This is a genomic window from Pseudomonas sp. SMV71 (assembly GCF_052042015.1).
Lineage (GTDB): Bacteria > Pseudomonadota > Gammaproteobacteria > Pseudomonadales > Pseudomonadaceae > Aquipseudomonas.
The window spans coordinates 1-20535 of sequence record NZ_JBKGGU010000009.1; the positions used below are offsets into that span (position 1 = coordinate 1).

Genomic DNA, 20535 nt, shown 5'->3' on the forward strand with positions numbered 1-20535 from the left:
AGCTCGCTCCCACAGTAGGTCAACGGTGGACCCGGATTAGCAAACACTCCAAGACCCTGTGGGAGCGAGCCTGCTCGCGATGAGGCCCGCCCAACCGCCTCACGCCCCCGGGATCCTCGCAACCTGCGACGCCCCGCCACGCCTCGACCTTGGTCGACACTGACGAACCCGAGCCGGCATGCGAGACTGTCTTGCCGGGCTCAAGCCCCGGTGTCTTTGTCGGAGAGTCTTCATGTCGTTGTCCAGCGGGCTGATTGCCGTCGTTGCCCTGGCCTACATGGCCATCATGTTTGCCATCGCCTTCTACGGCGACCGGCGCAGCACGCCGCTGCCGCCTCGGGTACGGGCCTGGGTCTACAGCCTGTCGCTGGCGGTGTATTGCACCAGCTGGACGTTCTTCGGCGCGGTGGGCCAGGCCGCCGAACAGCTCTGGTCGTTCCTGCCGATCTACCTCGGGCCGATCCTGCTGCTGGTGCTAGCGCCGTGGGTCCTGCAGAAAATGGTGATGATCAGCAAGCAGGAAAACATCACCTCCATCGCCGACTTCATCGCCGCCCGCTACGGCAAGTCCCAGTCCCTGGCAATCGTGATCGCCCTGATCTGCCTGGTGGGCGTGCTGCCCTACATTGCCTTGCAGCTCAAGGGTATCGTGCTCGGGGTGAACCTGCTGATCGGTGCCGGCGCCGATGCCATGGGCACCCGTGCGCAAGACACCGCGCTGATCGTCTCGCTGATCCTGGCGTTGTTCACCATTGTGTTCGGCACCCGCAACCTCGACGCCACCGAGCACCACCGCGGCATGGTGCTGGCGATTGCTTTCGAATCGCTGGTCAAGCTGTTCGCCTTTCTCGCGGTCGGCGCATTCGTGACCTACGGTCTGTACGATGGCTTCGACGATCTGTTCGACCAGGCGATGCTCGCGCCACGGCTGGAGCAGTACTGGAAAGAAACCATCAACTGGCCGTCCATGGTGGTGCAGACCGGCGTGGCAATGATGGCGATCATCTGCTTGCCGCGACAGTTCCACGTGACCGTGGTGGAGAACATCGAGCCTCAGGATCTGCGCCTGGCCAAGTGGGTATTCCCCGCCTACCTGGCCCTGGCCGCCTTGTTCGTGGTGCCCATCGCTCTCGCCGGGCAAATGCTGCTGCCCAGTTCGGTGCTGCCGGATTCCTTCGTCATCAGCCTGCCGCTGGCCCAGGCCCACCCGGCCCTGGCGATGCTCGCCTTCATTGGCGGAGCCTCGGCGGCCACCGGCATGGTGATCGTGGCGAGTGTGGCGCTGTCGACCATGGTCTCCAACGATATGCTGCTGCCGTGGCTGTTGCGGCGCAACAATGCCGAGCGGCCGTTCGAAGTGTTTCGCCAGTGGATGCTCTCGGTGCGCCGGGTGAGCATCGTGGTGATCCTGTTGCTGGCCTATGTCAGCTACCGCTTGTTGGGTTCGACGGCGAGCCTGGCGACCATCGGCCAGATCGCCTTCGCCGCCGTGACCCAACTGGCCCCTGCCATGCTGGGGGCCTTGTACTGGAAGCAGGCGAACCGCCGTGGGGTGTTCGCCGGCCTCGCCGCCGGAACCTTCCTGTGGTTCTACACCCTGGTGCTGCCGATTGCCGCCCATAGCCTGGGATGGTCGCTGAACAGCTTTCCGGGGCTGGCCTGGTTGCACGGCAACCCCTTGGATCTGCCGATCACCCCACTGACCCAAGGCGTGGTGCTATCCCTGGCAGGCAATTTCACGCTGTTTGCCTGGGTCTCCGTGCTGTCACGCACCCGCGTCTCGGAGCATTGGCAGGCCGGGCGCTTCATCGGCCAGGAAATCAGCGCCCGGCCCAACGCTCGCTCGATGCTGGCGGTGCACATCGAAGACCTGTTGCAACTGGCCGCACGGTTCGTCGGCGAAGAGCGGGCGCGCCAGAGTTTCATCCGTTTTGCCTACCGCCAGGGCAAAGGCTTCAACCCGAACCAGAACGCCGACAGCGAATGGATCGCCCACACCGAACGCTTGCTGGCCGGCGTACTCGGCGCCTCGTCGACCCGAGCGGTGGTGAAGGCTGCCATTGAAGGTCGGGAGATGCAGTTGGAGGACGTTGTGCGGATCGCCGACGAAACCTCAGAGGTGCTGCAATTCAACCGGGCCCTGCTGCAAGGTGCCATCGAGAACATCACCCAGGGCATCAGCGTGGTCGACCAGTCCCTCAGGCTCGTGGCCTGGAACCGGCGCTACCTGGAGCTGTTCAAGTACCCGGACGGTTTGATCAGCGTTGGCCGGCCGATCGCCGACATCATTCGCTACAACGCCGAGCGCGGTCTCTGTGGCCCGGGCGAGGCGGAAGTCCACGTGGCCCGGCGCCTGCACTGGATGCGCCAGGGTCGGGCCCATACTTCGGAGCGGCTGTTCCCCAACGGCCGGGTCATCGAGTTGATCGGCAACCCGATGCCCGGTGGCGGTTTCGTCATGAGCTTCACCGACATCACCGCGTTCCGCGAGGCTGAGAAAGCGTTGACCGACGCCAACGAAGGGTTGGAGCAACGGGTGGCCGAGCGCACCCGGGAATTATCGCAACTGAACCTGGCCCTGACCGAAGCCAAAGGCACTGCCGAAGCGGCCTACCAGTCCAAGACGCGCTTCCTGGCGGCGGTCAGCCATGACCTGATGCAACCGCTCAACGCCGCACGCCTGTTCTCCGCCGCGCTGTCCCACCAGCACGAGGCCTTGCCCAGCGAAGCCCGGCAACTGGTGCAGCACCTGGACAGTTCACTGCGCTCGGCCGAAGACCTGATCACCGACTTGCTGGACATTTCCCGCCTGGAAAACGGCAAGATCAACCCCGACCGCAAGCCATTCGCCCTCAACGACCTGTTCGATATCCTCGGCGCCGAATTCACCGTGCTGGCCCAGGAACAAGGCTTGAAGTTCCGGGTTCGCGGTTCGCGCCTGCGGGTGGACAGCGACATCAAGCTGCTGCGGCGCATCCTGCAGAACTTCCTCACCAACGCCTTCCGCTATGCCAAGGGACCGGTGCTACTGGGCGTGCGTCGGCGCGGCGGCGAGTTGTGCCTGGAAGTCTGGGATCGCGGGCCAGGCATCGCCGAGGATAAACAGCAGGTGATTTTCGAGGAGTTCAAACGCCTCGACAGCCACCAGACCCGCGCCGAAAAAGGCCTGGGGTTGGGCCTGGCCATCGCCGACGGGCTATGTCGGGTGCTCGGTCATACCTTGCGCGTGCGCTCCTGGCCGGGGCGCGGCAGTGTGTTCAGCGTCAGTGTGCCGCTGGCCCGTTCGCAGGCAGCCGTTCCCAGCGCGGTGGTCGAACCCAACGGGCATCTGCCCAGCGGTGCACAGGTGTTGTGTGTCGATAACGAAGACAGCATCTTGATTGGCATGAACAGCCTGCTGACTCGCTGGGGTTGCCAGGTGACCACGGCGCGCAACCGTGAGGAATGCGAGCGCTGGCTGGCCGATGGCGGGCGTCCGCAACTGGCGCTGGTGGATTTCCATCTGGATGATGGTGAGACCGGCACCGAGCTGATGGCCTGGTTACGCACGCGCATGGGCGAACCGGTGCCGGGGGTGGTGATCAGTGCCGATGGTCGGCCGGAGACGGTGGCGCAGGTACATGCCGCAGGGCTGGATTATCTTGCCAAACCGGTGAAGCCGGCGGCGCTCAGGGCGTTGTTGAGTCGGCATTTGCCGTTGTAGCGAACACACTGGCCCCCTGTGGCGAGGGAGCTTGCTCCCGCTGGGCTGCGCAGCGGCCCCTCTTTTGTGAGTGCTGCGCACTCAAGCGGGAGCAAGCTCCCTCGCCACGGGATTTTGCATTGACCTTGAGTTGTACCTTCAGCCCTGGTTTTTTTCGATGGCTTCTTCCGCCAACTCCGGCAGCCCATCCGCATCCGTCATCGCCCGCTCCAGCAACTCGGCCGGCAGGCTTTTACTGGCCCGGGCGCCGAGAAGCTTGAGTTGTTCGCTGCGGCTGATCAGGTTGCCGCGGCCTTCGGTCAGTTTGTTACGCGCCGCGCTGTAGGCTTTGTCCAACTGCTGCAAGCGACTGCCGATCTCGTCCAGGTCCTGGATGAACAACACGAATTTGTCATACAGCCACCCGGCCCGTTCGGCGATCTCCCGGGCGTTCTGGCTCTGGCGTTCCTGTTTCCACAAGCTGTCGATCACTCGCAAGGTCGCCAACAGCGTGGTCGGGCTGACGATCACGATGTTGCGGTCGAAGGCTTCCTGGAACAGGTTCGGCTCGGCTTGCAGGGCGGCGGAAAATGCTGCTTCGATCGGCACGAACAACAACACGAAATCCAGGCTGTGCAGCCCGTCCAGGCGCTTGTAGTCCTTGCCGGCCAAGCCTTTGACGTGGGCCCGCAGCGACGCCACATGTTGCTTGAGCGCGAGCTGGCCGATGGCGTTGTCTTCAGCGGCTACGTACTGCTGATAGGCGGTGAGGCTGACCTTGGAGTCGACCACCACTTGTTTATCGCCGGGCAGGTAAATCAGCACGTCCGGCTGGAAACGCTCGCCGTCCGGGCCCTTGAGGCTGACCTGGGTCTGGTACTCGCGACCCTTTTCGAGGCCGGCGTGTTCGAGCACCCGCTCCAGGATCAACTCACCCCAGTTGCCCTGGGTTTTCTGGCCCTTGAGTGCCCGGGTCAAGTTGGTGGCCTCATCGCTCAGGCGCAGGTTCAACTGCTGCAGCCGCTCCAGCTCCTTGCCCAGGGAGAAACGCTCCCGCGCCTCGGCCTGATAACTTTCCTCGACACGTTTCTCGAAGGATTGGATGCGTTCCTTCAACGGATCGAGCAACTGACCCAGACGCTGCTGACTGGTTTCGGCGAAACGCTGCTCACGTTCATCGAATATTTTCCCGGCAAGCTCGGCGAACTGTGCCCGCAGCTCGTCTCGCGAGCCTTGCAGATCGTTCAGGCGTTGCTGATGGCTTTCCTGCTGCTCGCGCAGTTCGGCATGCAACGATGCCGCCTGGGCATCGAGCCGCCGTAGCTCCGCTTCCTTGTTGGCGCGTTCAAGATTCCAGGCATGGGCCGCATCCCGGGCGTTGTCGCGCTCGATCTGCAGCAGCTCGACTTCACGGCACGCTGCCGCGAGCTCGGCCTGCCTGGCGCCGTTGGCCTGGCTCAGGTCGCTGATTTCATCGCGGCAGGCGTCGAGTTGCGCGTTCAGGCCATCGTGGGCCATGTGGGCCGTGGCCAAGCGCTCTTCAAGCAGCGCCAGTTCAGTCTGTGCAGCACTCGCCTGGCGCTGCAGATGCCAGGCCAGTGCAAGCAACGGCACCGCAGCGCCTGCCAGGCCCAGCAACAGGCTGGTCAAATCCATCGCCATGACAATTCCTGCCGAAATAAAGCCCGAAGGTTAACCAAGCCGCCGGGGGTTGCCCAGCTCGTCTTGAATCAATCTTCGATTTCACCCAAGGCCTGGCGGGCCCGCTGGTCGCCAGCCCGAGCGGCCTGGCGCAGCAGGTCGTGACCGATGCGTCGGTCCCGAGCGTTCCCACATTCGCGACACATCAGTTGTCCGAGGCGACTTTGCGCGGCCACCACGCCTTCACGGGCCGGTTGCTTGAGCAGACGACCGGCCAGGTGTTTGACACTGGGGCTTTCCCCCAGGCGCGGGCTGTCGAGCAGCCACTCGGCCACGCGCATGGAAATGCGCTTGGGTGGGGTAACAGCGGAGGGTGTGGAAGTAACAGGAGTTGATACTGAGCGAAACTTCATAAAGCACTGTGGGGCAGATCGGAAGGCGCGCCACTCTACTCCTTTTTTCGCACGGGTAAAGCCGAAATAAACCGGCACGCCCGTGCTAGAGCAAGCGCTTGGGACAATCCACAGAAGCTGTGGATAACTCAGTGGACAACCCCCCCTGAACCAGCCGAAAGCCCTATGGAACGGGGCCTGCGCTCAAACTGTCGATTTTTTCACCAGCAAAAAAAAGCGCTATTTTTCATTGACTTAAATTTTGGATACAGGCACCCACTGCAAATTGTTCGCACATGACAGTACGGTGACAAGCGGCGCGACAAGTGTGCACAAGTAACACCCGAAGTGGTTATAACCGCGTGCTTTTTTGGTACGTATGGCGGTAAAGCTGGGGATAACTGTTTGCCTGAGCATTGCTCATCCCTGTGGCGAGGGAGCTTGCTCCCGCTCGGCTGCGGAGCAGCCGCAAAGACCCAGCGACAACGAAGATTAAAGGGCCAGTTGATTGGGGTCTGCTTCGCAGACCAGCGGGAGCAAGCTCCCTCGCCACGGGTAATGCCCACAGCAATTTGAATATTTTTTAACCAACGCCCTTCCCTTCCAAGATCCGATCCGTTACCATCCGCGCCGTTAGTACCAAGCTGAAAGTCAATTCCGGGTCGAACACATCTCTACGGTCAGCCATCCCCACGGAAGCCTCACCGACAAAAAGGGACCGATCCCCTCGATGGTTTCCAGGTAATCTTGCGTCAACACAGCCTTTGAACGAATGCAAAGGGTGTTGCCAGGCTCGTTACTCTGACCGAACCAACCTGCAAAATTGATCAGGATCTTCACCCAGGGCCCAGAACCTCTGCCCTTGATGTGTTGCCTGCCCTCCTAAGTACCTACCTGCCGGCCCAAGCGCGCACCTTTTCTATAGCGCTCAAACTGGCTGCTTTGTTCCAGTCGGGTTCTTCGTTCGACCAATGGTGGTCGATGTTACTGGAACGTTTTAACACTGCACGGTTCTTAATCGTGTCAATTGTAGGAACACCCATAACATGTCTAATCAAATCCATGCACAGGATGCTATCCGCACCCTCACTAACGCTTTTGCTCCAATGAACTGCCTGATCATGGCCGCTCGCAAAGGCTGCTTCAGCTTCACCCTGGTCAACGAACACGGCATCGCTCGTCACAGCGAACGCCTGTACCCCGATCAATACTCCAGCCCAGAACCGCTGCAGGCCGTGATCGAGCGTACCCGTCAGGCACTGGTTGCCTGAGACGCAGCTGAAGACTGAAACCCAAAAGCCCCGCCCCAACAGCGCAATACCGTTCACTTAAGAAAGTCACCGCCCCGTGGCGAGGGAGCTTGCTCCCGCTGGGCTGCATAGCAGCCCCAAAAGCTTGGGACCGCTGCGCGCTCCAGCGGGAGCAAGCTCCCCTCGCCACGACAAGTGATAAACGTTAAATGAACAACATTACGCCCCAACAGCGGGGCTTTTTATTGCCCAGGATTTCTGAAACAAGCGAAACGGCGTAAGCACGAAGGGATATAAGGGTTATAACCATTCGCCGAAGATGTTTTAAAAACAGGCCTTTACAGCAGAAATATGACACTACACTTCAAGTCAAGCGGCTTGATCCGCTTCCGGCGGGGCCTGATTCGATTCACCGCTGCCAAGCCCACACCCATCAGGCTCCGCCCTTAACGTTTCGAGGGTCCTATGGGTATCGCTGCCAGAGAACTGTGTCGATATGTAATCCGCCCGACGCTTCTTTACCTGGAGCGTCACAGTGCAACGGCGGAATCGTTGTTGCTGGGCATCGCCGCCAGCCAATCGGCCCTGGGCGCTGCCTTGCATGACCGACGCGGGCATGGACTGTATCGCATCACCGAACCCCGCCACCGGGCGCTCTGGGATCACTACCTGGCGCAGGATCCGGAGCGTGCCAGTCTGGTACGGGGCCTGGCCAGCCAGCACGCTTTCCTCAGCGGTCCACACCTGGAGCTGACCGTCAACCTGCGCTACGCCACCGCCATCGCCTGGTTACTGGTGGAGGAACAGAATACTCCGCTTCCCGAAGCCGATGACCTGCTGGGCATGGCCCGGATCTGGCGTCAGACGTTTCATCCTCAAGGTCGCTTACGCGATTTTACCTACGCCTGGCAAAGCTGCGTCTCACCCCTGAACCAGGTCGCTTGCTGACATGGGATTTGGAAAGTTCCTACAACAGTCGCGAATCTGGTCGGATTGTCCTACAAAACCGCTCTAAATCAAGCCATACACGCTATAGCGCTTGAACGAAAATGTTGGTAATTTTCGCCCCGGTGACCATCAGGAGTTCTAACAATGAAAAAAATCATGCTCAAAACCACCCTTGGCCTTGCCGTTACCCTGGCATCCACTCAGCTTTTCGCCAGTGGCTTTGCCTTGAACGAGCAAAGCATCAGTGGCATGGGCACTGGTTTCGCAGGCCGTTCGTCTTCTGCCGACGACGCAAGCACTGTATTTGGCAACCCTGCCGGTATGTCGCGCCTCAAGCGCCAGCAAGTGACCGGTGGCTTCGCCGCTATTGACGCCTCCACCGATATCGACGATGCCAGTGGCACTCAATCGGGCACCAACAAGGGCGACATGGTCCCTTTTACCGGCGTTCCGATGGGCTATTACGTCAAGCCGATCGATGACCAATGGGCTTTCGGCCTTGGTGTCTATGCACCGTTCGGCCTGATCACCGATTATGAAAACGGCTTCCAGGGCGGCAACTTTGGCAGCAAGAGCGAAGTGAAGGTCGTGACCTTCCAGCCTACTATCAGCTATGCCTTCAACGACAAGGTCTCGATCGGCTTCGGCCCAACAGTCAACCGTATTTCCGGCTCGCTGGAATCGACCCTGACCACGCCACTGTCGCCGAATGACGGTGATGTGAAGATCAAGGGCGACGACATCGGCTACGGCTACAACATCGGGTTGCTGGTCCAGGCGACCGATACCACTCGCGTCGGCCTGACCTACCACTCCAAGGTCAAGTACAAGCTGGAGGGTCACACTGAAGTGAACCCAGGCGCCGGCACCCCTGCCGTCCTGCTCAACAATGGCCGCTACGACGCCTCGCTGGACATCACCACGCCGGAATCGGTGGACTTCTCGGTGACCCAGGAGATCAATGATGCCTGGAAAGTCTATGCCGGCAGCACCTGGACTCGGTGGAGCCGCCTGAAAGAAATCACCGTGAACAACGATGGCGTAACGGCAGCCGGCGGCGCCTTGGCCCCCGCGTTTCTGGGCAGCATCACCGAAGAACAGAACTGGCATGACACCTGGGCATACGCCATCGGTACCTCCTACCAGTTGAACAAACAGTGGGTGCTGCGTACCGGTCTGACCTTTGACCAGGCGCCGACCAACAACCAGGACCGTTCGCCACGCATTCCTACCGGTGACCGGACCATTTTCAGCCTGGGTGCCGGCTGGAGTCCGACCGATGATCTGACCATCGACGTGGCTTATTCCTACCTGAAGGAAGAAAAGGTCAACGTCAGCGGCAGCAACGCCTTGGGCCAATCCTATAACGCTGAATACAAAAACAGCGCCAACGGTTTTGGCGTCGGTGCAACCTACCGCTTCTGATGGTTCACGGCGAAGCTGAACCCTCCGCCGACTGAAGCAAAAAAAGCCCCGCACTCTGCAAAGAGGCGGGGCTTTTTCGTGGCCAGCGGTCAGGGCTTGGAGGCGATGGCGGCTTCCACGGCCTTGATGAACTCGGGGTCATCGGGCTTGATGCGGCTGGAGAAACTGGCGACGACCTTGCCCTGGCGGTCGACGACGTACTTGTAGAAATTCCATTTCGGCGCGCCAGACTGTTCCGCCAGGTGCCTGAACAGCGGGATGGCGTCGGCGCCGCGCACCGGTTGCGGCTCGGTCATGGTGAAGGTCACGCCGTAATTGACGTAGCACACCTTGGCCGTTTCGGCGCCGTCCTTGGACTCCTGCTTGAAGTCATTGGAGGGCACACCCAGCACTTGCAGCCCTTGGTCCTTGTAGCTCTGGTTCAGCGCCTCGAGGCCTTTGAACTGTGGGGCGAACCCACAGAAGCTGGCGGTGTTGACCACCACCAGCGGCTTGCCGGCGAAGCGCTGGCACAGATCGATGGTTTCCTTGGCCCGCAGCTTGGGCAGCGAACCTTCCAGCAACGGTGGGCAATCGGCCGCCCAGACTTGCCCGGATACGGCCACCAACAGAGCGGGAACAGCCAGCCAGCGCATCAACATATCGGATTTCCTTGAAAGCACGTCAGACCTCGACGTTACTCCGCCGCATGCAGCCCCGTCCACCGCTCAACAAGTGCCCATGCCCAATTGCATCAAGGCCAACCCGCCCTGATGCCAGCCCCACCAGGCGAGCGCCAGCAGCAGGCCAGCGCCGATGACAAGCAACCACGGGCCGACACGACTCACGCCGCACCTACCTGGGCCTGCAAGCGCGCCACCGGACGTTCACGCACAGGCCAATTCAACGCCGCCGCCAATAGGCTGAGCAGGATCGACACCTGCCAGATCAAGTCGTAGCTACCGGTGTGGTCGTACACCACCCCGCCCAGCCAACCGCCTAGGAACGAGCCCAACTGGTGGAACAGGAACACGATCCCACCGAGCATCGACAAGTTTCGTACACCGAACAAGGTCGCCACCGTGCCGTTGGTCAAAGGCACCGTCGACAGCCACAACAAGCCCATCGCCATACCGAACAGATAGGCCGTGGTGGTGGTCACCGGCAGCCACAGGAACAAGCCGATCACCAACGCCCGCAACAGGTACAACCCGGTCAACAAGCGCGGCTTGGACATGCGCCCGCCCAGCCAACCGGCGGTGTAGGTGCCGACAATATTGAACAGCCCGACCAGCGCCAGCACAGTAGTCCCGACACTGGCCGGCAAGTGCTGGTCCACCAGATAGGCCGGCAAATGCACGCCGATGAATACCACCTGGAAACCGCAGACAAAAAAACCGATCGCCAGCAACCAGAACCCGGAATGGCTGCACGCCTCGCGCAAGGCCTCGGACAAGGTCTGCTCATGGCCGGCGGTCGGCATCGGCGTGTCCTTGAGCATGCTCACCAGCGGCACGATCAGCGCCACCAGCAAACCCAGCACCAACAGCGCAGCCGACCAACCGAGCCAGCCGATCAACCCCAGGGTGCCGGGCAACATGGCGAACTGGCCGAAGGAGCCGGCGGCGCTGGCGATGCCCATGCCCATGCTGCGTTTTTCCGGTGGCACGGCACGCCCGACCACCCCGAGGATCACCGAGAACGAGGTGCCCGACAGGCCGATGCCAATCAACAGCCCCGCGCTCAAGGACAGCGACCACGGCGAATCGGAAAGGCCCATGAGCACCAGACCGACGGCATACAGGACCCCACCGATCAGCACCACCTTCGCCGCGCCGAAGCGGTCGGCCAGCGCGCCAGTGAACGGCTGCGCCAAACCCCAGATCAGGTTTTGCAAGGCGATGGCAAAGGCGAACACCCCACGCCCCCAGCCGAACTCGGCGCTCATGGGCGACAGGAACAGGCCGAAGCCATGCCTCACGCCCAGGGACAACGCCAGGATCAGCGCGCTGCCCACCAGGACCCAACCACAGGTACGCCACATCGATGTCATTCTTGTTCTCCGCTCGCGGGTATATACCCGCTTGTAGTCGAACGAACCGGCTTCACGCCAGTTCGTCCAGCAAGGCCAGCAACGCCGTGCGCTTCTCGGCGCCCAGCTTATCGATCAAACGTTGTTGCGCCGCTTCCCAGGCCGGCAGCGCCGCCGCCAACCGGGCATGCCCGGCTTCGGTCAGCTCGACGATGCGGTTACGCAGGTCCTCGCCCTCGGCCAGCTTCACCAGGCCTTCGCCTTCCAGCACCCGCAGGTTTCGCCCCAGGGTGCTGCGGTCCAGGCCCATGGCCTCGGCCAGGGAAGAAATACTCGGCTGGTCCAGGCGCGCCAGGTTGTTCAGCAAAGAATACTGGGCAACGTTGATCCCGAAGCCATCGAGGGCGCCGTCGTAATACCTGCTGACGCCACGGGCGGCGCGACGCAGGTTGATGCAGAGACATTGGGAAGGAAGCATGGGTGCGTGTATATACCCGCGATGGGTGGAATGCAAATTTAAATCAAGAAAACCGCTCCCTTGCGGCGAGGGGATTTATCCCCGCTGGGTCGCGCAGCGGCCCCAAGAACCTGGACGCAATCCAGTTGCTACGCCGCAGGTGACTGACGTGAGGGCCGCTTCGCAGCCCAGCGGGGATGAATCCCCTCGCCACAATGAAGCGGTGAAACCGGGAAAATTTCCTTGCGATATCAAGCGCTTCAGCTCGCAGCTTTTCAACAGCTCCTCATTGGAGTCCTCGCACCTGTCATGTCTGACAGGTTTCAGCGGGTTTGAATCGAGCTATAACGAACCCGTGCCTCCAGCCCTACAAGGTGTGAAGCCGGGCCGTGCGAACCATCCCATTCAGTAGTAGGAAGATTCCGCCGCCCCCACGCCATCAATGATGATGAATGGGAGATTTTCCATGTATCACAGCACCGTCGTTCCTGGACATCCATCGCCCTACCAGGCTCGCTTTAACCAGCTCGAGGACAAACAACCTCCGCCCATCCGATTGACCAACCGGGAAAAAGAATTTCTGCAGTGGAGCGAGGCCGGCAAATCGTCCTGGGAAATCGCCGTGATCGTCGATTGCAGCGAGGCCAACGTCAATTACCACTTCAACAACATCCGCCGAAAATTCGGCGTCAGTTCGCGTCATCTTGCGGGGAAAATTGCGCGTGAGCAGGGGTTGATTTAGGCCCTTGAGTACACATCTAAATCGGACAGAAAGTTGCTTGAACATCTCGCTCAGCTCAACTGCGGTGAAGGCCCCAGCTGATATAAGCACACCGTCATGGACAAGTTAGAGCTTGACCATGACGGTGGTTTGACGGATTTTTCTGAAGCACTGAATCATGTAAACGAGGTCACTAGCCACCCAACCTGATGAGTTCTGCCTTCCAGCTGTTGTATTTCTTTCTGTCCACTTGCGACGTTTCCCAGCGTTGATTGTCATCAACCCTAATTTTTTCCTTTAGTCTTGCTATTCTTTTCAGGACTTTTTCAGACACTTGGGGTTGAAGGGTTGGAGGTTCAGACGGTGGTCGAACCGATTTAGGCGCCGACCTGGAAACCGATTTCGGCGCGAACTGGGATGAGCCGGGAAGAGGCATCGGCGGCCTCCCGGTTTGATCGATATATCGATCACTACTTCGGTTTTTTGCGAGCTCAGAAATGAAGCCTTTTTCAAAGTTCTGGTTCTTGGGCGGAATAATGCGGTTAGCTCGACTTTTTGCAAGATCTGCGATGCTGCCACGCTCAACGACTATTTTACTGGGCTGAATGGCTGTTGCCGCAGGAACATTAGCGGGCATCGCTGCCTGTGATGCACCAACTGAATGATCGCCGACCGGTTGACTTGCATTCCGAGTCACGCTGGCTGCTGATATAGTTTTCACAACAGGTCTGGGCATCACATTGGGTAATTTATATATTACATGCCCCGTTGGATCCGAAAAGCTGACCGGATCCCCCTCGCAATAAGTATAGGCATTCATCCCCCCCTCCCCAAACGGACTCCAACTGTCCGGACTATGAAACCTCATCAACGACGGATTGAACGCCCGATACCCTTTTCCCAACAAATACCAACCGGTTTGCGTCTCCCGCCGTTCACCGTTGTAGCCCAAGTGGCTGCCGACCGCAGCCTCTTCAGCGCGATGGCCGTACGGTGTGTAAGCCACCGACTGGGCGGTACCCTGCCCGATTTCGCTGAGCACGGTGTTCTTGTTATCCCCGGCCAGCAATAACGACTTTGGGTCAGCACCAGCCTGATGCTCGGCGAGCACCACGTTATCTGCACGCAGGAATGTGCTGCTATTGGCGCCCTTGATCTGGTTCGTCAGTTCTCCGTCCTGATAGAAGCGCTGCTCTTGCCCGCTTCCATCGTCCAGGCCAGTCAGCGTATCCAGCGGATCGTAGCTGTAGCCAGCTGGGGGTTCGCCCGATTGGCCGCTGACGGAAATCAGCCGTCCGAGGGGGTCGTACTCCAGCGTACGGCTCTCTTCGTCGCGGATAAGGTGACCGTCCAGGTTGTATTCCAATTCAATGATCTCAGGATAATCCTCATGAGTGTTGGTGACTTCGCGCAGTTGCGTAGGATCGGGCAAATCCTGGTACTTATAAATCGCCCGGTTGAATCCGCCGGTAAAGTAGGTCAGCACTAGCTTGAGGTTATCCAACGCGTCGAACTGGAACATCTGGCGGTCGATGGGTTTGCCATACGGATCAACGGGCGGCTGGGTGCCGGTACACGTGTAGTCAGTCAGACGCCCGCGCAGATCATAGGTGTAGTTTTCGTCCCGCAGCACGACAGCCCCCTGAGTCAAGGTCCGCTGTTTCAGGCCATCAACATCGTTGTAGACCTGGCTCAGTTGCTGTTCGACCCCATCGAGATCAAAGGTGCGCAAGGTTTCACGACCGAACTCGTCGTACTGCAGGGTGATGCCGACGCTTTGTCCACTGAGGCTGTCGTGAGTGTGGATACTGGCGGTCTGGCCCAACGCGTCGTAGGTAAATGTCGACGCAGTAGTGCCCAGTTCGGTGTACTCCAGCCGCCCCTGGTCGTCATAGCGATAACTCTGCTCCTGACCCAAGACATCGGTGTAGCCAAGCAAACGACCGAGTCGGCTGTAACGGTAATGCATGGTGTATTCGCGGCCTTCTACGCTTCGTTTCTCAGTTTTCGGTTCTCCGGTACTGTAATACTCACGAGTGAGCTGCAAGCCTTGTTCCTGGCAACTGGTCAAGCGTGCGTTCTCCCGGTCGTATTCATAGTCGGCGGCAATGCTGCCCGCCAGGTTGCGTCGCAGAGGTTCGGTGCCCAGCTCGGGTTGATACTCGTACTCGATGACCTTGCCACTGGGTGTGGTGACCGTATGGGGCTGCGTTTGCCCGGGTTCGTAAGTGAAAACCTGCTCACGACCGCCAGTCGTCGACTGGATCATCCGGTCGAGACCATCGAATACCTGGGTCCCGAGCTCAATTTCATTGACGCTGATTAAAGTAGGCAGGTCCTCGCGGCTGTGTGTGGCAAAGCTGCGCCGAACCACGGCGGTGTCCGGCAGGGTGTTTTCCGTGAGCCGGTCGAAAGCGTCGTAGGTATAGAGCGTGACACGTTCGAAATCCGGGAATCCGACCACCTCTTTTGCGGTCCGCCCCAGCCCGTCATAAAAATATCGATGCAGGCTGATGGGTTGATCGGACAAATCGCGCCGTTCGGTGCGGGTGGGTTTCTCGAAGAGGTTGAGCCATGTCTCGGTGACGCCACTGACTTTCGGGACGGGTACGAGGCCTTCGCGCCAGCTGCGCTGGATCGGCCCTTGCGACTCGGACGTACCGATCGGGTCGGTCTGCTCGAAGGTCTTCACGCCATCCGGGCCAGTGACACAGTATTGCGCGCCCCAGTCGTCGTACTCATATTCCGTTGCCAGGATCCGTACGTCCTCGCCCAGCCAGTCGTACTCGACATCCTTGATCAGATTACCCAATGCGTCGTACTCAGCGGCGTAGACCTGACGCGGTGTGCTGGCGCGGCTGGGATTATCCGCGTCGTCCCGTTCTTCGTAGATGGCTCGGTTGAGCCCGTCGAACTTCGTACAGGTCTTAACCCGTTTCACGTCATACAGCCGTTGTTCGGCCTGTTCTCCCGCATTGGCACACAGAAAATATTCATAGCTGCGGAACGCCGCGAAAGCGGTGCCGGGCGCCACCGTTTCACGGGTCACGCGTCTGAGCGCGTCATAGGCGTAGTGGATTTCCACATTGTTGTCATCGCGGTTGAGCAGTGGCTCGCCGTTGAGCACCGAATGCCACAACGTGACGACTTTCTGCACATTCCTGTCATCTTGCTCATGATCAAAACCCGTCAGGGTCTCGACCGTTTGCAGCACGCTTTCCTTGAACAGTGGGCTATCGAGGGTGCTGTAGGCAAATTCGGTGACAGTCTCCTTGCCACCCAAGGTCACCGTCTGGCCTGAAACACGCCCATGGAGGAACGCATCGGTCCGGTCATCGAAATGCTCGAAAAGTGTCCTCTCCAGCTCGGCTTCAGTGCTACCAAGCTGCACCAGCGTCTGGCTCTCGATGGTGAGCCATTTCTTGAGAGAAGATTCCCCTACTTCAGACAATGCCTTGTAGCGATAGCGGGTGGCCAGCGTCGGGGCCTGGCCATCGGACGAGGGAGCCGGGTTGACGTTTTTCTCTTTCAGGTTGCGCACGAAGCCTTCGGGATCGGCCGGACACCCATCGCTTTCTGTGGAGGGATACCAGGTACTGGTTTCGATAACACCATTGGCCAGGGCCTGCACCCGAAGGTTGCCGTATATGTCATACGTATTGCTGACGACTTCACTGCGCCGGTGGTTCGGATTGTTGACTAACGACCAACTGGTTCTCACCGTCTTCGGCAATTGGCAATACTGGACTTGCCCGTCGAACTCGACATCTGGATCAACGTAGTACGTGGTTTCAACCGTCTGGACGTTATTGTTCTGGATAGTCGTTTCGTGGGTCAGCAAATGGAACTGATTGAACCGGCGTTCAATTTTCCGTGCCTGGCGCGGCTCCGGTCCCGAGTCACCAGGGACCCAGTGGGTTTCGATGCAGCCGTATTCGTAGGCGCCGATGTGCTTGTAGAGGTTATCGAGACCGTCGTTGTCCCAGGACAGAGGCAAGCCGCCACCCAGAAAATTCGTTTCGATGTCACTGTCAGGCAGTTGATAGGTGTAACGAACATCCACCGGCGGCTGGCCGAATCCCGGCTCGGTGAGGTGCCGGGTCACCCGAGGCAACGGCGTGCGGCCGCTGTTGTCCGGGAATTGATGACCGGTGTCTTGATAGAATATTTCCTCGAGCGCGCCGGTAGGGGTTTCTACCCGTGTGATGCACACATGATCGCGGATGCGGTTGTAGCCAAAACGCCAGGATGCTTCGTTCTCGGTCGGAAGGGTGATGCGACTGACGTATTTGTCAGAGCCTTCCAAGGTCATGGCAAAACGCGCCAATGGGCCACCGTCGGGGCCGGCGAATGGTTGTAGCAGCACCTCAAGGGACGTACTCTGGCGCTCGACCGTCAGCAGAGTCTGGTTGGCGTCATCCTTGACCCATGCCAGGACCTGATCGGTGCCACTGAACGGGGTATAGCCGAGCGTGACCGCGTGCCCCGTGGCTGCACGAATCTCAACAGGCAGGGCTACCTCGCTCTGAGAGCTGCCCAGCACCTCCAGTATTTCCACCAGGCCGGACTTGTGCACGACCCGGTAATGCCTGTCGTCATCTTGGTAGAAGTGAAAACTGTCCAGTTTTTTTTCCTTCATCACCAGCTGACCGGTGACGGTGTCGCTGCCGGTGACCTTGAAGGTTTCCCCCGTGCTCAGGGACAGAATCTGGGTGGCGGGCGTGTATTGGGATAATTGCAGATTCCAGCCATGACCATAACCGCTGTCTCTGGTATTGAGCGGGTTATATATCAAGTTCAGCGGAACATCCGGTCCGCGCAAAAAATTGGCTTTGATGTCGGGCAAGCTGATTGCAAATGTATATTGCCCGGTGCGTGGATCGACACCGCCCTCCATAAAGCTCATGAAATTGAAAGCATTGGAATGTACGGAATTCGAGGCGGCCATTTTTCAAGTCCTCATCTATTTTAATAACGCCTAGCCCACGACAGGGAATAGCCGTCAATATCTTAAGTCTGGCAAAGTCTGGATATGCCGGTGTTTTCAACCGGGCGTAAACATTTATTATCTGTCCGCAATAGCTTAAGGAGTGAACAACGAGTTTTCCAAATAGTTGCGATCCCCCACGATGCTTGGCGGGAGGAAGGCAATTCGTCGCCAGTGTGGATTGCCTCGCCGGTCTATCAATAGCACCGCCAGGTCACGAGACAGTTTGTCACGTGACATATTTCCCCTGGGGATATACGGGATGCGATCAGAGCGATGCAATGTAATGACCAATGTGCCTTGCTCAAACTTGGTCTGATTAACGCCAACATCAAGACTTTCGTTCTTTACAACATCCTTTAAGACACTGTCAAATTTAACCTTTTCAATGCTTTCATCTTTTAACGGATCCTTGAATATATAGCCCGTCCAACTGAACATTGTCTCAGCCAGTTGCTCGCTTTCCCAACGAATGGTCGAGGTCTGGGGAGCCAGATAAATATCGCTTCCGTCGACGGAAACAAACTCCAGCGTTTCAAACGCAGTCCCCGGGATCGCTCCAAGCGCGCCCTTATATCGTAACGTCCAGTAATCGACAGTACGCAAATGAAAGTCAAAATCATCCTCTTCCGGCTCCCCCGGGGCATGGGACCCACCATCAACCCTGGCCCTGGCGAAATCGTAGTCATCCGGCACGAACGACGGGATGCCCAGGGCGGTAACTTCGATTGTTTTGTTGTTATCGGTGAAATCGGTCGACTTCCACCATTTCTGGTCGCTGTCCGCCTGGAATGTCGCATGAAACTTCCTTACCGAATTGGCGCTTGCTCGGGTGTGGAGATAGATATCCTGATTGCTGACGCTACCGCGCGAGCTGTCTGGCGCAGCAGCTCTGGGTGAGGCCAGTTCAAAACGATTTTGATACAAGCGACTGCGCCATGTCTCACCATCCCATGCCGGAATACCTTCGAGCGGCTCTTCAACAGGTTCTATTTCATCCTTCGTGTCGTCATCCACCAACCTCAGGCTGGCCTTCTCGGTGACGCTCAACGGGTACTCGACCTGATCGACGGGGGCGGTCTCGATCACTATCTGGGCCGCGAGCTGCTGGTAGCCATTGGCATACAACGAACCCAATCGCCCCCCTTCGAGCCCGCCAGCCACTTTCACGGTAAATTGTGAAAGCGATTTCCAGCTGGGCTCGGGCTCAAGTTCAGAAAGCTCAACGACGCTGTAACCACTGGACAAAACCACGCCATTGCTGACTATTTCGCATTGTACGACGCTGCTGGACGCCAGGCCCTGCGCCAATGCGGTGAAACGTCCCGTGGCACTGACGGCGCCGGCGCCACTGATGACTTTCCAACGCCGGGGGAGACCGGGCAGCAGCGTAGCGTCATCCCTGAGTTGTATCTCTACGGATTTTCGTACCGCCGGGACATAAGCAGGATCGATCCGCAGTTGTTGCTGTGCATTCACCAGCACCAGGGATACGCGCCGTGCCTCCGGACCTGTCACCTCAATCTGTTGAACAGCCAGGCCTTTGGTTCTGGATCGGGCATCCGGTGTGAACGTTGCCTGGTTGCCTTGCTGGCTGAGCGTCCCGTATTCAGGGGACAGCGGAACCCATGTCACGCTCGTGGCGTCCGCCGTAGAGGCTTTCAGCACAATGGGTTGCGATTGCGTCCTGACCGGATAAACCGCGCTTCGCGGCGCCACCGTCACGCTGTCATACACCACCAGAAGCAAGGCCGATGCGGTATAGGTAACGCCCCCAGCGAGATACTCGGCGGTGACGACCACATGCAGGGAATCATGTCCGATAACGCTTCTGGAGGCTGCGGTATAAAGCCCGGCCGCGATTGAGCCATGCCCTGCAGCGCGATGGCTCTGCAGACTGACCGCTTCCCACTTCTTGGCCTGAATCTCGCTCCCGTTCCAGTCCAGCAACCGGAAGCGCTGGCTGCCTCCGGCCTGGATGGTCTGGAAAGCAGGTTCCAAGCTAATGCGGGTGCGTTTGGCAGCGATGTTGCCGAACACCGCCAGGTCGGCCGGCACATGTCGCTCGCGCTCTACGAAAATATTGTCCCCAGGAAACAGCAGGTTATTGAGCACGTCCAGCTGGTTGTCTTCGATGTGCGGAATCATCGCTTGGGAAAGAACCAGCGCAGCGGTATAGCGATCACTGCCATCGGGCTCCTGATCATCGGGAAGCAGATAGGGAAAGTCGCCCGTCGGAGGAAAGTTGCCGTCGGCCGTATCGCCCCGCAGCCGAATGAAAATCACCACCCCGCCCTCACCGAAGTTCAACGCTCCCCGGATCTTCGCGCCCGGAGCCGCCTGGGTAAGAATGCGAAAGGATGTCGGGGTCAAATAACTGTAGCCTTTAAGTTCAAGCATCCCTAACTGAAAGACACTTCGATGCGCTGGCAACTCCTCGAAACTTTGTTTGAAGAAACCCGATAGGTATGTATTCGTTGACTCATCCTCACTGAGATTACAGCGAAAATTTACCCCTTCAGACAAGTTCAATTTCACCTTGCCTTGCTTGTCGATTTCACCAACGACCATGGACAAGTCAATATCCATTTCGAGCGTGTAACCCTGTGCTTCCGTGATATTGAATATCGACGACAGCGTCTTCGACGCACCAGCAGCTTGACGAGAAGCGGTATAGCGACCGCTTAAAATATTCATCGTCACGACCGCTGTGGAATTGGTCAGTGACGCGGTGTTGAACGACAACCGCGGCTGGCCCAGCGTAATACTCTCCAACTCGACATAACGGCTTTGAAGTTCATCCAGAAAAACTTTTCCGCCAAAAGGCGGGAGGAAGCCGAGCCCATTGAAACGTTCGATATATTGCTGTTCCAACAAACGATTCAAGCGTTCCCGGCTGAATATTGAGACAGCGCCCCAGCCTTGGGTTACCGAACCCTGCTGCATACGCCTAAGCAGACTTTCCAACGAATTGACAGACATGATATTGCCCTCTGACTCACTTAAGAAGCAAAGCAATAA

12 protein-coding genes are annotated in these 20535 nt (G+C 58.8%); 5 read left to right on the plus strand and 7 right to left on the minus strand.

What is annotated here, in order from left to right:
- The first annotated feature begins 232 nt into the window (after window positions 1-232).
- Window positions 233-3703: a hybrid sensor histidine kinase/response regulator gene (locus tag ACLEJQ_RS10860; protein WP_440794797.1), complete on the plus strand. Its 3471-nt coding sequence runs from the start codon at window positions 233-235 to the stop codon at window positions 3701-3703.
- Between the two features lie 138 nt (window positions 3704-3841).
- Here ACLEJQ_RS10860 and rmuC read toward each other — a convergent pair whose 3' ends face one another.
- Together rmuC and ACLEJQ_RS10870 are read right to left on the minus strand one after the other, a co-directional pair.
- Entirely contained in the window at window positions 3842-5230 is a 1389-nt protein-coding gene (gene rmuC, locus ACLEJQ_RS10865; RefSeq protein ID WP_440795139.1) for a DNA recombination protein RmuC, read from the minus strand.
- Between the two features lie 182 nt (window positions 5231-5412).
- Complete coding sequence (locus tag ACLEJQ_RS10870; protein WP_440794799.1) at window positions 5413-5736, minus strand: sel1 repeat family protein; 324 nt, start codon at window positions 5734-5736, stop codon at window positions 5413-5415.
- A 1025-nt stretch (window positions 5737-6761) separates the two neighbouring features.
- On the opposite strand from ACLEJQ_RS10870, the gene ACLEJQ_RS10875 reads away from it, so the two are divergent.
- The 3 genes from ACLEJQ_RS10875 (at window position 6762) to ACLEJQ_RS10885 (ending at window position 9338) form a co-directional block, all read left to right on the plus strand.
- Window positions 6762-6986 (plus strand): hypothetical protein, encoded by a 225-nt coding sequence (locus ACLEJQ_RS10875; protein ID WP_440794801.1) that lies wholly within the window; start codon window positions 6762-6764, stop codon window positions 6984-6986.
- 444 nt (window positions 6987-7430) lie between these two features.
- On the plus strand, window positions 7431-7913 hold the full coding sequence (locus ACLEJQ_RS10880; RefSeq protein WP_440794803.1) for a hypothetical protein: 483 nt from the start codon (window positions 7431-7433) through the stop codon (window positions 7911-7913).
- Between the two features lie 144 nt (window positions 7914-8057).
- Complete coding sequence (locus ACLEJQ_RS10885; RefSeq protein WP_440794805.1) at window positions 8058-9338, plus strand: OmpP1/FadL family transporter; 1281 nt, start codon at window positions 8058-8060, stop codon at window positions 9336-9338.
- Window positions 9339-9427: 89 nt separating this feature from the next.
- On the opposite strand, the gene ACLEJQ_RS10890 is transcribed toward ACLEJQ_RS10885, so the two are convergent.
- From ACLEJQ_RS10890 to ACLEJQ_RS10900, 3 genes are all read right to left on the minus strand, one after another.
- Entirely contained in the window at window positions 9428-9979 is a 552-nt protein-coding gene (locus ACLEJQ_RS10890; protein ID WP_440794807.1) for a glutathione peroxidase, read from the minus strand.
- Between the two features lie 182 nt (window positions 9980-10161).
- Window positions 10162-11361 carry an MFS transporter gene (locus ACLEJQ_RS10895; protein ID WP_440795141.1) on the minus strand — a complete coding sequence of 400 codons (1200 nt, stop codon included), beginning with the start codon at window positions 11359-11361 and terminating at the stop codon, window positions 10162-10164.
- A 61-nt stretch (window positions 11362-11422) separates the two neighbouring features.
- Window positions 11423-11827, minus strand: a complete 405-nt coding sequence (locus ACLEJQ_RS10900) for a MarR family winged helix-turn-helix transcriptional regulator (protein WP_440794809.1) — start codon at window positions 11825-11827, stop codon at window positions 11423-11425.
- A gap of 445 nt (window positions 11828-12272) precedes the next feature.
- Here ACLEJQ_RS10900 and ACLEJQ_RS10905 point away from each other — a divergent pair, with 445 nt between their 5' ends.
- Window positions 12273-12548 (plus strand): helix-turn-helix transcriptional regulator, encoded by a 276-nt coding sequence (locus ACLEJQ_RS10905; protein ID WP_440794811.1) that lies wholly within the window; start codon window positions 12273-12275, stop codon window positions 12546-12548.
- 172 nt (window positions 12549-12720) lie between these two features.
- Here the strand turns inward: ACLEJQ_RS10905 and ACLEJQ_RS10910 are convergent, their stop codons facing one another.
- Together ACLEJQ_RS10910 and ACLEJQ_RS10915 are read right to left on the minus strand one after the other, a co-directional pair.
- Entirely contained in the window at window positions 12721-17475 is a 4755-nt protein-coding gene (locus ACLEJQ_RS10910; protein WP_440794813.1) for an RHS repeat-associated core domain-containing protein, read from the minus strand.
- Between the two features lie 135 nt (window positions 17476-17610).
- On the minus strand, window positions 17611-20496 hold the full coding sequence (locus tag ACLEJQ_RS10915) for a hypothetical protein (protein ID WP_440794815.1): 2886 nt from the start codon (window positions 20494-20496) through the stop codon (window positions 17611-17613).
- Window positions 20497-20535 lie beyond the last annotated feature (39 nt).

Excerpts from the sequence above, each read along its gene's own strand:
- ACLEJQ_RS10905 (WP_440794811.1), top strand. The coding sequence starts at position 12,273 with ATGTATCACAGCACCGTCGTTCCTGGACATCCATCGCCCTACCAGGCT.
- ACLEJQ_RS10895 (WP_440795141.1), bottom strand. The coding sequence starts at position 11,361 with ATGTGGCGTACCTGTGGTTGGGTCCTGGTGGGCAGCGCGCTGATCCTG.
- ACLEJQ_RS10870 (WP_440794799.1), bottom strand. The coding sequence starts at position 5,736 with ATGAAGTTTCGCTCAGTATCAACTCCTGTTACTTCCACACCCTCCGCT.
- ACLEJQ_RS10875 (WP_440794801.1), top strand. The coding sequence starts at position 6,762 with ATGTCTAATCAAATCCATGCACAGGATGCTATCCGCACCCTCACTAAC.
- ACLEJQ_RS10910 (WP_440794813.1), bottom strand. The coding sequence starts at position 17,475 with ATGGCCGCCTCGAATTCCGTACATTCCAATGCTTTCAATTTCATGAGC.
- ACLEJQ_RS10880 (WP_440794803.1), top strand. The coding sequence starts at position 7,431 with ATGGGTATCGCTGCCAGAGAACTGTGTCGATATGTAATCCGCCCGACG.
- ACLEJQ_RS10900 (WP_440794809.1), bottom strand. The coding sequence starts at position 11,827 with ATGCTTCCTTCCCAATGTCTCTGCATCAACCTGCGTCGCGCCGCCCGT.
- ACLEJQ_RS10860 (WP_440794797.1), top strand. The coding sequence starts at position 233 with ATGTCGTTGTCCAGCGGGCTGATTGCCGTCGTTGCCCTGGCCTACATG.
- ACLEJQ_RS10885 (WP_440794805.1), top strand. The coding sequence starts at position 8,058 with ATGAAAAAAATCATGCTCAAAACCACCCTTGGCCTTGCCGTTACCCTG.
- ACLEJQ_RS10915 (WP_440794815.1), bottom strand. The coding sequence starts at position 20,496 with ATGTCTGTCAATTCGTTGGAAAGTCTGCTTAGGCGTATGCAGCAGGGT.
- ACLEJQ_RS10890 (WP_440794807.1), bottom strand. The coding sequence starts at position 9,979 with ATGTTGATGCGCTGGCTGGCTGTTCCCGCTCTGTTGGTGGCCGTATCC.